The 16801-nt window shown below is 40.4% G+C and carries 10 protein-coding genes and 1 tRNA gene; 5 read left to right on the forward strand and 6 right to left on the reverse strand.

What is annotated here, in order from left to right:
• On the reverse strand, positions 1 to 669 hold the full coding sequence (locus tag AC2IOM_RS10060; RefSeq protein WP_105171218.1) for a hypothetical protein: 669 nt from the start codon (positions 667 to 669) through the stop codon (positions 1 to 3).
• Between the two features lie 383 nt (positions 670 to 1052).
• On the opposite strand from AC2IOM_RS10060, the gene AC2IOM_RS10065 reads away from it, so the two are divergent.
• Positions 1053 to 2123, forward strand: coding sequence for an AI-2E family transporter (locus AC2IOM_RS10065; RefSeq protein ID WP_486358266.1), 1071 nt, complete (start codon positions 1053 to 1055; stop codon positions 2121 to 2123).
• Between the two features lie 52 nt (positions 2124 to 2175).
• On the opposite strand, the gene AC2IOM_RS10070 is transcribed toward AC2IOM_RS10065, so the two are convergent.
• Complete coding sequence (locus tag AC2IOM_RS10070; RefSeq protein ID WP_100913605.1) at positions 2176 to 2922, reverse strand: YciK family oxidoreductase; 747 nt, start codon at positions 2920 to 2922, stop codon at positions 2176 to 2178.
• Positions 2923 to 3128: 206 nt separating this feature from the next.
• Between AC2IOM_RS10070 and AC2IOM_RS10075 the strand changes: the two genes are divergently transcribed.
• On the forward strand, positions 3129 to 5579 hold the full coding sequence (locus tag AC2IOM_RS10075) for a VolA/Pla-1 family phospholipase (protein ID WP_486358267.1): 2451 nt from the start codon (positions 3129 to 3131) through the stop codon (positions 5577 to 5579).
• 96 nt (positions 5580 to 5675) lie between these two features.
• Positions 5676 to 6686: a protease SohB gene (gene sohB / locus AC2IOM_RS10080; RefSeq protein WP_486358268.1), complete on the forward strand. Its 1011-nt coding sequence runs from the start codon at positions 5676 to 5678 to the stop codon at positions 6684 to 6686.
• Between the two features lie 62 nt (positions 6687 to 6748).
• On the opposite strand, the gene AC2IOM_RS10085 is transcribed toward sohB, so the two are convergent.
• Positions 6749 to 8080, reverse strand: a complete 1332-nt coding sequence (locus AC2IOM_RS10085; RefSeq protein ID WP_486358269.1) for a dicarboxylate/amino acid:cation symporter — start codon at positions 8078 to 8080, stop codon at positions 6749 to 6751.
• A 209-nt stretch (positions 8081 to 8289) separates the two neighbouring features.
• Between AC2IOM_RS10085 and AC2IOM_RS10090 the strand changes: the two genes are divergently transcribed.
• Positions 8290 to 11700: an Ig-like domain-containing protein gene (locus tag AC2IOM_RS10090; protein ID WP_486358270.1), complete on the forward strand. Its 3411-nt coding sequence runs from the start codon at positions 8290 to 8292 to the stop codon at positions 11698 to 11700.
• Between the two features lie 503 nt (positions 11701 to 12203).
• Entirely contained in the window at positions 12204 to 14858 is a 2655-nt protein-coding gene (gene topA / locus AC2IOM_RS10095; protein ID WP_100913601.1) for a type I DNA topoisomerase, read from the forward strand.
• 63 nt (positions 14859 to 14921) lie between these two features.
• On the opposite strand, the gene AC2IOM_RS10100 is transcribed toward topA, so the two are convergent.
• From AC2IOM_RS10100 to AC2IOM_RS10110, 3 genes are all read right to left on the reverse strand, one after another.
• Positions 14922 to 15320, reverse strand: coding sequence for a hypothetical protein (locus AC2IOM_RS10100; RefSeq protein WP_486358271.1), 399 nt, complete (start codon positions 15318 to 15320; stop codon positions 14922 to 14924).
• Between the two features lies 1 nt (position 15321).
• Positions 15322 to 16242, reverse strand: coding sequence for a zinc dependent phospholipase C family protein (locus AC2IOM_RS10105; RefSeq protein WP_486358272.1), 921 nt, complete (start codon positions 16240 to 16242; stop codon positions 15322 to 15324).
• Between the two features lie 206 nt (positions 16243 to 16448).
• Positions 16449 to 16525: transfer RNA gene (locus AC2IOM_RS10110), tRNA-Pro, on the reverse strand.
• Positions 16526 to 16801 lie beyond the last annotated feature (276 nt).

Consider the following 16801-nt stretch of genomic DNA (forward strand, 5'->3'; position numbering starts at 1 on the left):
TTATTCCTTTTTTTGTAGCATTTCATTTGCCATTAAATGAGCGAGTGCAAGTTCGTCCTGACAAGCGTCGGCTGAGCGTTCAGCTTTTTGGTAGTATTCTTTAATTGACACTCCCGAGACTTTTATAACGTTTAGTTCGCTCTTTAAAAATTCAATGGTCTTATGCACTATTTTATGTGAATGCAGAATTAACGCTTTGTCTGCTTCATCACCGCGTTGAAAATAAAACTGGATGTACTTATGGAGCTGATTAATTCGCAGCACATTGCGCATTGCATGGGGATCCCATACTTTAAATTCCATCAATTTATTTTCTTTTACGTACTGGTCGATTTCTTTGTCTTTGGCATAAGGAAAGGCAAAAAGTTCAAAGCCACGTTCAGTGAATACTTGATAAAGGGCAAGTCTTGGTGGGTTATCGCACTTAATTTCACCGTTTTCGAGTTCTTCGCCACCAAGGAGTGCTAAGTTCCAGTTGCGTTTATCGGTAATACGCTTAATCGCGTTATCAAAGCCATGACTAAATACACCTTCTGCTTCACCAACAGAAGCTGCCACCAAATGATAAAAAGGTGGGAGTTCACCCCAATTTAACTGTTTTTTAAACCAGTTAATGTCTTTTAACGTGGGGTTTTTCGGTAGTTCATTTTTTTTATTTTGTTTTGTCATAAACAGAAAGCTAATATGATCAAATTCGGCTTGTATACTGTGAATTTAGCATAATCATCAAAAACATGCTTGCGCTTTGTAAATTACTGAGTGGTAACTGCTTTATCAAGCTGTTTCACGATGCGTTTTGTGATAACGTTAATTGCGTAAAAGACATGTTTTTTATTCTGTATGAAAGATTTAACAGGGCTTAAATGTCCTCAATTATTTGTTCAATTTAAATATCTATTAAAACAAAACAATACGGCCAATTATGTGGTGTTTAAGTTTGCTCAAGATGCACAGCTCAACGATGTATTTCGCTATCTTGACAACCAACAGCGAACCTATACATTGCAATCTAATGTATTAACTGTAACTAACCCCATTGAGGAAGCGAATTAGTGTTACATATTTTTAAACAGTGGTACTCGCGCAAGTTTTCAGATCCAAATTCAATTACATTATTAATGCTGACGCTGGGTTTAGCTGCGGCATTTTATTTTTTTGGCACGTATATTATTCCGGTTATGGTGGCTTTAGTTATCGCATATCTATTAGATTGGCCGGTACAAAAACTAATGCATACGGGCGTGTCTCGCGTTATTTCTAGCACTCTGGTGATGTTGATATTCAGTGGGTTAGTTGTATCGATTGTGGTGGGTATCATACCGGTGTTATGGCACCAATTATCTAATTTTGTGCAAGATTTACCTTCCATGTTAGAGCAGGGGAAAGGCTACTTAATGACGCTTCCGAGTAGTTATCCTGAGTTGGTTAACCCTGAGCAAGTTAAATCGATATTATCGTCTGTGGAAGGGCACGCAGTGACGATTGGTCAAACGGTGCTATCTACTTCACTTAATTCATTGAAAGATGTGGTGGCTTGGTTAGTTTATTTAATTCTTGTGCCTCTTTTAGTGTTTTTTATGTTGAAAGATAAACATTTGCTACTTGCGGGTTTTGAAAAGTTTATTCCAAAAGAGAGAAAACTAATCAGTCAGGTTTGGCAGGAAATGAACCAGCAAATTATGAACTATATACGTGGCAAAATTTTTGAAATTTTAATTGTTGGGTCAACCACGTTTATTACTTTTACAATATTAGACTTACGCTATGCGGCGTTACTTGGCACGTTAGTTGGTTTCTCGGTGCTTATTCCGTTTGTAGGTGCGGCGCTGGTAACAATCCCCGTAGCGCTTGTGGCGTTATTTCAATTTGGTGTGGGTAGTGAGTTTTTGTATGTGATCATTGCTTATGGTGTTATTCAGGCGTTAGATGGAAACTTATTGGTGCCACTGCTGTTTTCTGAAGCGGTAGACTTACACCCGGTTTACATCATTGTTGCGGTATTGTTTTTTGGTGGCTTGTGGGGGTTTTGGGGCGTTTTCTTTGCAATTCCGTTAGCGTCGCTCGTGAGAGCGCTACTAAATGCGTGGTCAATGTCGAATCAACACGAGACAGTCAAAGCTTAAAGGCAAAAAAATAGCGCAGATTACTGCGCTATTTTTTTATGTGTTTTGCAATTTATACTTTAGGTTGCGCGTCAATCGATTGGCCATTCACACCAATTGAATCATCCGACATTAAGTACAGGTATGTTGGCATTAAATCGGCTGGTGTTTTTAACTTGTCTTTATCTTCACCAGGGAACGCAATTGCACGCATTGCTGTGCGTGTTGCACCTGGATTGATGCAGTTGATACGAATATTCGTTTTACCAACTTCTTTAGACCAAGTTTGCATCATGCCTTCTGTGGCAAACTTTGAAATTGCGTAAGCACCCCAGAACTCTCTTCCTTCGCGGCCAACACCACTTGATGTAAATATTATTGATGCGTTATCAGACTTTCTTAACAGCGGAAAAAGTGACTTAGTTAACACAGCTTGTGCGGTAACGTTCACTTTCATAATGTTTTCGAATGTTGATACGCAGAAATGCTCTAGTGGTCCTAATGAACCAATGATAGATGCGTTATTTAATAATCCGTCAAGGCGACCAAATTCATTTTCAATTGTGGCTGCTAAATCACGATAGTGTTGTTTTGTTGCGCCTTTCATATCGAGCGGTACAATTGCAGGTTGGGGCGCGCCTAATGCGATAATTTCATCGTATACGGCTTCAAGTTTTGCAACTGTTTTACCTAATAAAATTACCGTTGCGCCGTGTTTTGCAAATTCAATTGCGGCAACTTTACCGATGCCATCACCGGCACCCGTTACGAGAATGACTTTGTTGTTAAGCGCGTCATTACTTGCTTGATAATCATGCATATTAGTTTAGGTGTTCAAAATTTTTCGCCATCATACCATAGTCAAGTAAAATAGTTTCGTGATTTATTTAAATTTAGGTGGAGAAATTGCTTTGTTTAAGTTAACTTTAACTGGTCTAATGTCTTAATAATAACCACCGACAAATTAATTTTTGATGTTTAATATCAAATACACACAATAAAAAAGATCGGGTTTGGAGCAATAAAATGAAAAAAGTGCTACTCACAATGGCGATTGCTACAGCGTTATACGGCTGTGGTGAGAGCTTAGAAGATGTTAAAAATGAGTCAGAAGTAATCGCGCCTGCAAGGACTGCAGCTACTGTCGCATTTGATCCGTCAAACGGCGTCGTGTCAGTGCCAAATGATTTACTGTTTTTAGGAACAACTGACGGCACACTAAATATGCCAGGCGAAGCCGCCGAAGAAATTAACTATGCTGACCCACAAACGGCCTTAGGCGCCCTTGATGGTTGGTCAACGCAATCACCTTATCAAATCGCATTAGATGTACCTGCAGGTTTAGTGCTTGACACTAGCACTGTTAATGGTGATTCAGTGCGTTTGTTTGAAGTTGTAATGGGCGCAAGCATTACTGACACAGAATGTGCGCAAGTACAAGCGGGTTTAGCGTGTAAGTACGTTAAAGAGTTAACATTTGGTGTTGATTTTGTTGCACAAGCTAGCGGCAACAATATCGCGATTGTTCCGCTTAAACCATTTAATCAAGGCTCTGCATATATCAACGTTGTGACAAAAGCACTACGTGATACGAGCGGTGAGTCATTTGAACCTTCAGAAACTTACGGCTTAGTTAAACTCGACATTGAATCATTACCACTGGTAACTGATGAGCAAAAAGCGCTGCAAGGCGTAATTAATAGCTATGAAAATATTGTTACTCAATCAGGTTCTTTGACCAAAGACGATATTATCTATACTGGCGCAATGAGCATTCAATCAGCTGGCTCTGTAATGAGTATGGTTAAAAATATGTATGCTATGAGTGCCGCTACAAAACAAAACATGCCACAACTTATGATGGGGCCATCTACTGGTATGACTGTAGGTGACGTATTGTTCCGCTCTCAAGGCGCGCAGCCGCCTTCGCCTGTTTTTGATCAAATCAAGTACGAGCGTGGCTCGGTTGTATTACCGCATTACTTAAGAAAGCCACAAGGCACAGATGATTCTGCGTTAAACGATACATACTGGAAAGCGTTGTGTGATGGCGCGGCAACGCTTGCTGGTTTCGTAGCAAATGGAGGCTATATTCCGGAACAACCTGCAGAAGGTAAAGATACGATTTGCTTTAACGCATCGAACGGAAAACTGCGTGACCGAGGTATAGATGAGCAGCGCCACTTAACTAAATATAATCCACTTCCGTATCCTCAAACACCGGCAAATGTTCCAGTTCAAGTTACAACGCCAGCAGATGACTTAACGGTCATTAACGCGGTACGTGCGCAACTTGGTATGCCAGCACTCGCTATGCCTGCAACCGGTTGGCCGGTTGTTATCTTACAACACGGTATTACCAGTACAAAAGAAAGCATGCTAGCGCTTACTGGTGCGCTTACATTGCAAGGTTTTGTAACGGTTGCAATTGATCACCCATTACACGGTGAACGTGGCATCGACGCTGATAACAATGGCACAATAGACTTTATTGCTTCGGGTGAAAACGGTAACGTACTTCACTACATGAACTTATCGTCAAGCTTAGTGGCGCGAGATAATTTACGTCAATCAATGTCTGATTTACTTGGTTTACGCTTATCACTAGCGGCGACAAACCTACAAGGAATCAATCCGACAGACGTAAGCTTTGTTGGTCACTCTCTTGGTGCTGTGGTTGCGCCAGGTTTCTTAGCTGCTGCAAATGAGTCAGTTGCTTCTATAGTAAAGCCAGAAGATGCGGCTCTTATTGACCCGCTATTCAGGGTGCACACAGCAGCACTTGCAAGTGGTAGCGGCGGTTTAGCGGGCTTTTTACTTGAATCGAACGCGTTTGGTAACGTAATTAAAGGTTCTGTATTAGCGGGAGCGGGTACAGCTGAATCAGCAGAATTTGTTGCATTTATGAGTTCTGATGAGGTTAAGGCTGCATGTGCCGCCTATGAGGACTCACAAAGTGAACTTACGGGTTGTGCATTTGTTGCTTATACAACTATGCTTGCACAGGCTGAAGAAACAGCAAAATTAGCGAATATTTCAGGTACGATTAGTCAATTTGCTTTTGCTATTCAAACCGCAGTTGATGCAGCTGACTCTAATTCTTTAGCAAGTAAAGTTGCGTCACAGGGTACAGCTATCTATCAAAATGTCGTAATTGGTGACGGTGCGGGTAACCCAGCAGATACGGTTATTCCACCATATTCAACAATTAACCCGGTATCAGGCACTGTGCCATCGGGCATGCTAATGGGTCTTACGCCAGTTGCGACGTCACAAATGACTGAAACGCCTAATAGTTACCTAGTTAAGTTTACCAAAGGCCACCATGGCTCAGTACTAACGCCAGCGCCTGCATATGGTGTTACGGCAGCGGATGCTGCAGCTGCCAATGCTGAAATGCAAAGCCAGATCGCGTCATTCTTAGCGAGCAGAGGCTTAATGCTACAAGTTACAAATACAGCTGTTGTAACTGAATAATATTAAACACAATATCAAGCCGCACTCGTTAGTGCGGCTTTTTTTTTGCCTCGATTTTATTTAGAGTACGCAAAACATTAATTACGGAGTTAAAGTTTGGAATTTTTATACGAATATGGATTATTTCTCGCAAAAACAGTCACATTTGTAGTAGCGTTTGCCATTATTGTTGTATTGATTGTGGGGGCTTCAAGTAAACCTAAAGCAAGTAAAGGTGAATTAGCGATTGAAAGCTTAAGCGAAAAGTTAGATCAACAAAAGAAAGCGCTATTAAGCGTAACGCTTGATAAAAATGCCTTTAAAGATTTTGAGAAGAGCGAAAAAAAAGCATCTAAAAACACTGCTAACGAAAACCTAAATAAAGTATTTGTACTGTCTTTTAAGGGCGGCGTTGATGCGAAGGAAGTCGAGTCACTGCGAAATGAAGTGACGGCGATTATTCAGATAGCAAAGCCAAGCGATAAAGTGGTCCTTAAGCTTGAAAGCGGTGGTGGCGTAGTGCATGGTTATGGACTTGCAGCATCGCAATTGGCACGCCTTAAACAGGCAAAACTTGAGCTTATTGTTAGTGTAGACAAAATTGCAGCAAGTGGTGGTTATATGATGGCCTGCGTATCAGATAAATTTGTTTGTGCCCCGTTTGCTATGGTTGGCAGCATAGGTGTTATTGCGCAGTTACCAAATTTCAATAAATTGCTAAAGAAAAATCACGTAGAGTTCGAGCAAATCACTGCCGGTGAGTTTAAACGCACGCTAACAATGTTCGGTGAAAATAATGACATTGGCCGTGAAAAATTTAAGCAAGAACTAGAGCAAATTCACGTATTGTTTCGCGAACATGTTCAATCTGCTAGGCCAAACCTAAATGTAGAAAAAGTGGCGACAGGTGAAACTTGGTTTGGTACAGATGCACACAAGTTAGGATTAGTTGATGAGATCCAGACAAGTGACGATTTATTGCTAGCGTTAAATGAGCAATTCGAGTTGCTTGAGATAACCTATAAAACCAAAAAAGGCTTATCAGATAAACTCGGGTTAGGCGTAACAGGAATCATTGATAATGTAATCGCTAAATTATTATCAAAAAGCAAAGAGCTATATCATTAATAATTAAGCTCTTGCAACAAAAAAGCCGCTAAAATTAGCGGCTTTTTAATATACGCTAACGCTTAGCGTATATTTTCAAACTCTTTACCGGCATCGCTATCGTTAAATACCGCATCATCAAATTCGCCTTCAGACTTAGCAACGATACACGTAACCATGCAATCTCCTGTTACGTTAACAGCAGTGCGAGTCATATCTAACAGGCGATCTACACCTATAATAATGGCGATACCTTCAACTGGTAAGCCTACTTGGTTAAGAACCATTGCAAGCATAATCAATCCAACACCAGGAACGCCCGCAGTGCCAACAGAGGCAAGTGTTGCAGTTAAGATAACCATTAAGTAATCGGTAAAGCTTAAATCGACAGTAAATACCTGTGCGATGAATACAGTGGCAACACCTTGCATAATTGCGGTGCCGTCCATGTTAATGGTTGCACCTAAGGGGACTGTGAAAGAAGCGACTTTGTTATCGGCCCCTAGTTTTTTAGTGGCTGTTTCTAGCGTTACTGGCATAGTTGCGCTTGAGCTTGAAGTGCTAAACGCAAAAATAGACAACTCTTTTACTTTATTTAGAAATGTTTGTGGGTTTAACCCTGTAAATGTTTTAAGTAGTACTGGGTATACAATTAATGCATGAATAAATAGCGCAAGTAAAACAGTGCCGAAGTAAAAGATAAGCTTAACGATTAAGTCGCCTTCAATATAGCTAAATAGCTTCGCCATTAAAAAGAACACACCGTATGGTGCAATATTCATTAGAATAGTTACTAGCTTTAAAATAATTGTATTTAGATCTTCAAACACTGCCGTTAAGCGTTTTCCCGCGTCACCGCTAAGTGCCATTGCAATACCAAATAATAGTGCAAACACAATTACTTGTAGCATATTTCCGCTAGACATTGCGTTAATCGGGTTGGTTGGGAACATGTTAATAATGACATCAACAAGTGTCGGCGCTTGCTTCGCATCAAACGTAGATGAACTTGGCATATTAATGCCTTCACCTGGGGTGATTAGAAGCGCTAGGGTCATTGCAATAGTAATCGCAATGGCAGTCGTAAGAAGGTACAAACCAATTGATTTGCCACCTAAGCGACCTAATTTTTTAGGGTCGCTTAAGCTACACGTACCACACACAAGCGAGATAAATACTAAAGGTACGACTAACATCTTTAAACTGTTAACAAATATTTGACCGCCAATATGAAAAATACCGTCAACAAAAAAGCCTTTAAATGAAAACGTAAACTCACCCGCAGTTAGAGTGAAATCGCCCGATTCGCCCATTAGCGCTTTGAACAAAAAGCCGGTGATAATACCTAAAACCATACCGATGAGGATCTTGCCTGTTAACCCCAAACCTGTAGGTTGTGAAATAGTGGATGTCATAATTTAGTATGTATATTTATTGTGATTTTCTGCATAGCGTACCAGTGAACATAAAAATTTAAAGGAAATACGGTAAGTTTTTTTAAAAATGCTATGATTTTTGTTGGATTATTAGTTTAATATAGACTGAATAACTCTAATTATAATTTTTATGCAAGGGAGAAGTTATGCCTTCGATCCGATTACTCTTCGCTCTGCTGTGTAGCTTTATGCTAACAGCATGTGGTGGTGGTGGTAGCTTAGAGTCACCAGATGGTGGTGGTTCAGCAAACAGCTACGAACTTAAAGTTACTCTTCACTCAACAGATGGTGGGAATGGTATTTCTCAAGTATCTGCTGCTCAACCTGGTTTGTTAAAGGCTGTATTAAAGAAAAATGGTAAAGCTTTTTCAAACCAGTTAATTACGTTTACTTTAGCCGAATTTGATGGTGGTACAGTAGGGTCATTGGATCCAGAAGTTGGTACCGCACAAACAAATGCAGATGGCGTTGCTGAAATAGCACTAAGAGCAGGTTCGATAGCTGGTTCCGGTCAAGTTACAGCAGTTTTCAATCCAATTGATCGCGATGATGATCTAGAAGTTGCATTAGCGTTTTCGAGTACCGGCGATGAAGGCGATACAGGTTCGGTAGGTAATAAGCTTATTACGGTAAATGTATTTGATAAAAACAATAACAGCTTCACTGATGCAAACCCTATTACGAAAGATAACCTAGGTATAGTTACAGCAACGGTTACTCAAGAGGGCGAGCCTGTCACGAATGGCTTAATTATCTTCTCAACGCAATATACTGGTAGGCTTCTTTCTGAAACTGGAACCGCTTCTTTAAATTCTCAAGGTCAGGCTACAGTTCAGCTAAGTGCGGGTGATTTTAAAGGCGCAGGAAAGATTACAGCCACTCTCGATGGAGAGCAGCTGAGTCAATCAGCTTTCTTTTATTCTTCGGGGGATGACTCATCTGTCGAGCAAGCAGAAGCTGTGGTTGATGTAAAGCTTCTTACCGACTGTAATGAAAATTGGACTGAGAATAGAGATTTAGTAAAATTAGATCCGACGGAACCTACTTCAGGGTGTACAGTGGTAACTCGCGATATCTCTTCGGACAAACTAGGTACTGTCTTTGTATCGGCATCTAATGCCAGCACTGGGGACGGGTTCAATGGTATGCTTGTTGATGTTTCTACTACCGTAGGTAAATTATCACCTGAATCGGGCAAAGCGGTAACTGATAGTTTTGGTATAGCATTGTTAACTTTACAGCCAGGTACAAAAAACGAAGCGGGTATAATTACTGCAACAGCAAAATCAGTTGAGGCTAGCAAAGCCTTTAATGTTGGTGTAGCAGAATTTACACTTGATATTGATAACGGCCTTGATTTAAAACCTGGCAGCCAAAGTGAATATCAACCTTTAGCTTCAGGGGCGACAACAGTTATAACTGTAAGCTTAACTGACACCGACGGTTCACCATTGACGTTACCTCTAGATGTTGAGTTCTCGTCAAACTGTACTCAGGCTAGTGGTGCAGAACTAGACCCATCAGTCACAAGCATTGGTGGTAAAGCTCAAGCAACTTACCGCTCGTTGGGATGTAATGGTAATCCTGAAGATACAGTTACTGCTGTGGTAAATGGCAAATCTATCAGTACGTTTATTCCTCTTTCAAGCTCAGCAGTTGCGTCGATTGAATTCGTTGATTCAACTCAAAGCGTAATTGCTTTGAAAGGTACGGGTGGAAAAAACCGCACAGAATCAACTAATGTTTCGTTTAAACTTAAAGACGAATTAGGTCAGCCCGTGGCGAATAATCGTCTTGAATTCAAATTAAACTCTTATAATGGTGGTGTTTATTTAAATCGGAAATCGGTCGATACTAACAGTCAAGGGATAGCTGAGGTAACTGTTACTGCGGGTACTGTACCGATGCCAGTTCGAGTTCAAGCATGCTACGTACCAAACGATCAGATACCCGAAAACTTCCCTGTTGACGATGTTACTTGTTGGAAAGAAATTTATGATCGTTGTAAGGCTAATAAAGATGATTCTGTATGTCCTGACGGTAATTTGTCTTTAGTTTCATTAGATGCTCAGATTTCAGGGGTATCGGATTTATTGACGATTTCTTCGGGTCTACCTGATAACGATAGTTTTACACTATCTGCTGAGTCGTATAATGTTGAAGCATTGAATTACGTTAATGAAATAGTTGACCTTTCGGTTTACCTGGCTGACCATTTTAATAATTTTGTTCCAGACGGAACTACTGTTCATATCCGCTCAGAGGGTGGCGCTGTTGGTACAATTGATGGCGAAAAGTTCACTCCTTTGCAACAGTGTGAAACGGTTGACGGTGCTTGCACGGTTCAGTGGAGAAGTCAAAACCCTCAACCTTATACTGATCCTCTGTGGGGGAATGCGATTAATTCAATTAACCCTAATACAGGTGAAATAAACTGTGACACATATTTTGGTTCTCCTGCTCCTTGCGCTACGGGTTTAAAACGCGCAAATGGCAATACAGCTGATACCCCAGAAGCTGATAGAGGTGTTCCATTAGCTGCAAGGGTTACTGTTTTAGCTACTGCTGTAGGGGAAGAGAGCTATATAGATAGAAATGGAAACGGTGTTTTTGATAATGGAGAGTTTTACAGCCTTTATGATCTGCCCGAAGCGTTTTTAGATAATAATGAAAATGGGCAGTTTGATGGTAATGTTGATTGCAGTACTGGCGAGAAATGCACGCCTAAAACTACTAATGGCGGTGAGCTAGAAGAGTTCTTAGCTAGTTTTGATGATAGCAATGATGACGGTGTTTGGAATGAAGCTGATGGTATTTTTAATGGATTGGTTTGTACTGAGGAAGCTGAAGCTCTGGGAGCTTGTAATCGTAGCTTAATTCATTTACGCCGTAACGTTGAAATTATAATGTCAGGAAGCACAGCTTATGGAAGATTCGCTATTCGTGATGATGCGCTAAATTGGCAGCGTAATTTGAAATCTGAGTCAGGTGATTTGCTTGAAGGTTTTGATGGGATTACAGCACAGTGTGAGGACGTTTACTTACAAGCTCCCTCAGGGGCAGATGCTCAGTGGGTTTTTTATGGCGAAGGGCCAACTCGCCCAATATTATCGTTAGAGCGCTCGGATGATGAATTATCTTCGATCACAGGGTATGACGGAGTGTATTGCGATATTGCATCTGTTGATTTATCTTATTATCGTATCCATGTCGACGATGATAATAACCCTGATACGCCGCATGACTGTGATGGGCGAGGTGCAGTTTGGAATGAGGAAAATCAATTATGTGCTGAGCAAGATGTTACCATAGAAGTAGGTATACCATTAATTTCTCCATTATTTTATTTTACCGATATTTATGGTAATCCGATGCCAGCAGAGACGACCATTGAGCCAAATGCAACTAATGGCGCATATATTGGTTCAAGTCCTTTTTCAATGCCGAGTACAGGAACTGATAAGCCTACGTTTATCAATGTAGGAGTTGGGCGAGAAGGGGCTCCGAATAACAAACGATTTGGTAATTTATCTGTAAAATTCACAACTCCAAAAGGTAATGTAAGTCAAATTAGTATGGATGTGTTTGATGATGGATAATCTAACAACATAATTTTAATCCAATTGTAAAAACGCTCGATATGAATTATCGAGCGTTTTTTAATTATGTTAATTAGGGAAAATAAAATTAATGTAATGAATAACTTTATGAGAATTTAAATACTCAATACAGGATATCAATGTCTCCTTCGTGTTTGTTGAAATTATCAATATTTGACTATATTTAATATATTCTGGGGATTTAGGTGTAGGGCTAAAATTAATTTTGTAACAAACTAATTTGACCGTGTTTATGTTGTTTTTTAAATTTAGATTTTTAACTAAACCTTACTTGTAGTTTGCACCAGATAAATTTCAAAACTTCAATCTCGTCTACTCAAATTTTAATCAAGCCGTGTATTTTTAGCGCTAACACATATAAAAATAGCGAGTTTTTTAAAAATATGCTTGTCAGGCTGGCACTTTGTCGATATACCTTTAATAATAGCGCCCTAAATGGGTTAACAAATTAAATCGCACTGCGTAAGTAAAAATAGGCAAATATGGGTAAGTCGTTAGTTATTGTTGAGTCACCAGCCAAGGCGAAAACAATCAATAAATATTTGGGCAAGGATTTCGTCGTAAAATCCAGTGTTGGCCACATTCGTGATCTGCCAACATCTGGTAAAGCGAACAAAGCCGCTACTAAATCGCCAGCTGAAGTACGCAAAATGTCACCAGAAGAAAAGGCTAAATATCGCAAAGAGAAAGATTATGCGAATTTAGTTGCGCGTATGGGTATTGACCCTAATAAAGGGTGGCAACCACATTATGAAGTGCTTCCTGGTAAAGAAAAGGTTGTTGCTGAATTACAAAAACTCGCAAAAGACGCTGACTACGTTTATCTCGCAACCGATTTGGATAGAGAAGGGGAAGCAATTGCTTGGCACCTTGAGCAGGTTATTGGTGGCGATGAGTCAAAGTATAAACGCGTTGTATTTAATGAAATCACTAAAAACGCGATTCAGAATGCCTTTGCTGAACCAGGTCAATTAAATACCGACATGGTTAACGCGCAGCAAGCGCGTCGTTTTCTCGACCGTGTTGTTGGCTTTATGGTGTCACCGTTACTTTGGGCGAAAGTAGCACGCGGTTTGTCAGCAGGTCGAGTACAATCGGTAGCAGTACGTTTATTAGTTGAACGTGAACGTGAAATTAAAGCGTTCATTCCGGAAGAATTTTGGGATATTCACGCAGAGCTGAAATCTCATGAAGATCAAATTCGTTTTGCGGTAGCAAAATATTTAGGCAAGGCGTTTGAACCAAAGAATAAATCAGATGCAGATGAAGCCGTTGCCAAATTAAAAGCAGCAGAATACAAGGTTGCTGCAACTGAACAAAAACCAAGCAAAAGCAAACCATCAGCGCCATTTATTACCTCAACAATGCAGCAAGCAGCGAGTACGCGCTTAGGCTACGGTGTGAAAAAGACGATGATGCTCGCTCAGAGGCTCTATGAGGCTGGTTTTATTACGTATATGCGTACTGACTCTACAAATTTATCAAATGACGCTGTAGAGGCTTGTAGAGGCTATATCGAAAATGAGTTTGGTGATAAATATTTACCGGCATCGCCAATTCGTTATTCGTCAAAAGATGGTGCGCAAGAGGCGCACGAAGCAATTCGTCCATCTAATGTTGCTATTTTGTCGGGCCATTTAGACGGTGTAGAGGCTGACGCGAAGAAACTGTACGAGCTGATTTGGCGTCAGTTTGTGGCATGCCAAATGACACCAGCAGAGTATGACTTAACAACAATTACCCTTGCGGCTAATGACTATGAATTAAAAGCTAAGGGGCGAGTACTTAAGTTTGATGGTTGGACACGTGTTCAGCCGTCAGTTAAAAAGAAAAACCAAGAAGAACAAGCCTTGCCTGAGGTTAAAACGGGTGATGTATTAAAACTTGTTGAACTAGATCCTAAACAACACTTTACCAAGCCTCCTGCACGTTTTAGTGAAGCAAGCTTGGTACGTGAGCTTGAAAAACGTGGTATTGGTCGTCCATCTACGTATGCATCAATTATCTCTACTATTCAAGACCGTGGTTATGTGCGTGTAGAAAATCGTCGCTTCTTTGCAGAAAAAATGGGTGAAATTGTTAATGAACGCTTGGTTGAAAGCTTTAGCGATTTAATGAATTTCGATTTCACTGCGAAAATGGAAGAGCGTTTAGATGATATCGCTGAAGGCGAGCGTGAGTGGACACACGTTCTTGATAAGTTCTACCAAGAGTTCTCAGCAAACTTAGATAAAGCCAGTTCCGATGAGAATGAAGGTGGCATGCGCACTAACCAAGTGGTTGAAATCGATTTGTCGTGTCCTACATGTAGTCGCAATATGGGCATTCGCACCGCCTCAACAGGTGTTTTCTTAGGGTGTACTGGTTACGCATTGCCACCTAAAGAACGTTGTACGCAAACGATGAATTTGGTACCCGGTGAAGAAGCGGTAGCCGCAGATGTGGAAGACGAAGAAACAGAAGTGCTTCGTCAGATGAAACGCTGTCCTAAATGCGAAACAGCGATGGATTCATACCTCATTGACGAAACGCGAAAATTGCATGTGTGTGGTAATAACCCAGACTGTGACGGCTATTTAATTGAAAGCGGTAGCTTTAAAATTAAAGGGTACGACGGCCCTGTTATCGAATGTGACAAGTGTCAGTCTGAAATGCAATTAAAGTCGGGTCGTTTTGGCAAATACTTTGGTTGTACTAACGAGGAATGTAAAAACACCCGTAAACTGCTTAAAAATGGTGAAGCTGCGCCTCCGAAAGAAGATCCGGTTCACTTACCAGAGTTACCGTGTGAAAAGTCGGAAGCATACTTTGTGCTACGTGACGGCGCATCAGGTATCTTTATGGCTGCGTCAACGTTCCCGAAATCACGTGAAACGCGAGCGCCTAAAGTGTCTGAGTTAAAACGTTTTCGCGATCGTATTTCACCTAAGTTTTATTACTTAGCAGACGCGCCAGAGAAAGATCCAGATGGTAATGACGCGATTATCCGCTATAGCCGCAAAGCTAAATCACAATATGTAATGTCTGAAGTTGAAGGTAAAGCAACAGGTTGGACAGCACAATTTGTTGATGGCAAGTGGGTAGAAGAATCAAAAGCGAAAGCAAAACCAAAATCTAAAGCGAAAGCCAAAAACTAATTCGTAAATTAAAAAAACGCAGCCAATAGGCTGCGTTTTTTATATCTAGTATCTTTAGGGTTTTTAGTTACATATTTGGCTTAACGCTAAAGTTGCTTTGCACTCATTATTAGGCTGGCGCCAATGTTGCACATCTGATTGCGCCGTACAGCCAGCATCTTCAATTAGTAAGGTATTGTTATCACAAAGCAGTAAGGCTGCGTTGTTTTTGTCAATAATAACGTGAAGCTGGTATTGGTTAAACGGTGCTAACCGATTGGCATCATTATTAATTGTGTCTTGGAGCAACTGCTGTCCTTCAGTGTAATGTGTGTCGCTAAACTTCAATGTGCCGTCTAGTGCTGCTGCAATATCTTTTAATTGTGACGCTAGGTCCGCCATTCTTTCAGGCTCATAATCATTTGGCTTGTTGGCACAGGCGATGCAAAAGAGCATACCCATAATTAAAATAAGGTGTTTCATTTTAGTGCTCCCATACAGTTAACTTATTCGTTTCGTCTTTTCCAGTATCTAAATTCCAATTACAAATCGCGTCGCAAGGCATATCTTCAAACACACTGTTGGCGACAACACTAATATAGTGTTTGATATTTTCAATCGCTAAATCAAACACATCGTTGTAATGCATTTTGCCGTGAGGCGTATCAAGTTGTGTAATGAAATCTAAATCGACTTCTTCTAACATTGGATAGGTTAGACCAAGGTCAACACCCACATGTCGGGCCCAAGGAAAAAGCCGGTGGCTCTCTTCAGCATTATTAACCACGAACTGAAAGCCTGAATGCCATGCATCAAAATCAGGTGCTACATTTTTTGTATATTCAGGGTGAGTTTGCTCTAAACAAAAACGCCAAATTTGCTTTATATCGTCATCCAATTCGTTATTTGCATTAGTGCATGAGCCAATATTGAGCTCGACCCGATCAGCATAACCAATTTCGCCAAGATTAAGCCGTTGCCAAATAAAGGCATCTTGATTCATTTCACATACTCTATGTGCTTTTTTGTTTTGCTCGTACGGCCCCACCTTTAATTCAACGACAGGGTGAATAGTAATGTCTGCAGCAACGTGAGCCATATAGCCACACAGCCAAGCAAATGATTTTTCTTGCGCGCTTCCTTCCAGAGTTTTGCAATAGGCAATAGCGGCTTTAATGACGTCTCCTGTGTGCTCGTAATGCATAAGATCAGCCCATTTATTTTGTAGTTTTTTATCTAAACCCACCACCAAATAAGGGTAGTCAGGTGAAACACAGCCTAATTCCAGATATTTTTGTTTGTTACTTAAAATTAATTTGGCTTTTTTGGATATAGCTAATTGGTGTAGCGATTTATTTTCGGTCGCGAAATTAACCGCTGTAATGTGTGCAAACGCACCCGGCATGGTTTAGTCCTTTAAATAATCAACCCCGATAGTATAAATAACTTAAAGTAGTGGGCTAAATAGTCAAGGATTGTTGATTTGAAACAAGCGGTTTATGAAATTTTGTAGTGGTTAAAAGCAGAGCTGTTCAACTAAATTTGAAATAGATAGTTTGATATTCTTACTTATTTAAAAGTTCGAAGTATCTGATTAGGGTGAGAAAAGAATGGTCGGCATAGCAGGATTTGAACCTGCGACCCCTGACACCCCATGACAGTGCGCTACCAAGCTGCGCTATATGCCGACATTGTTGCTAGTGTATTCTCGGATTTATGTAAAAGCAACTAGTTAAAGTTTAACTGCGTGATAAATATACGATTTAATGAAAGTGTGAGTTGTTTTGTTTTGAATATAACTGGTCACGTACGATTGTTACTTTTTACCTAATACATCGAATATAGTAGTGCTTTCTTTTAAACAACGAGAGATATTTTTTCGAGGCTCACTGTTAAGACCTATTAATTTAACAGCTCAAAAAATAAACGTATTTAAAACAATCCAGCTAACTCACCTAAATGAG

It is taken from the genome of Pseudoalteromonas sp. NS-SX12 (assembly GCF_057367955.1).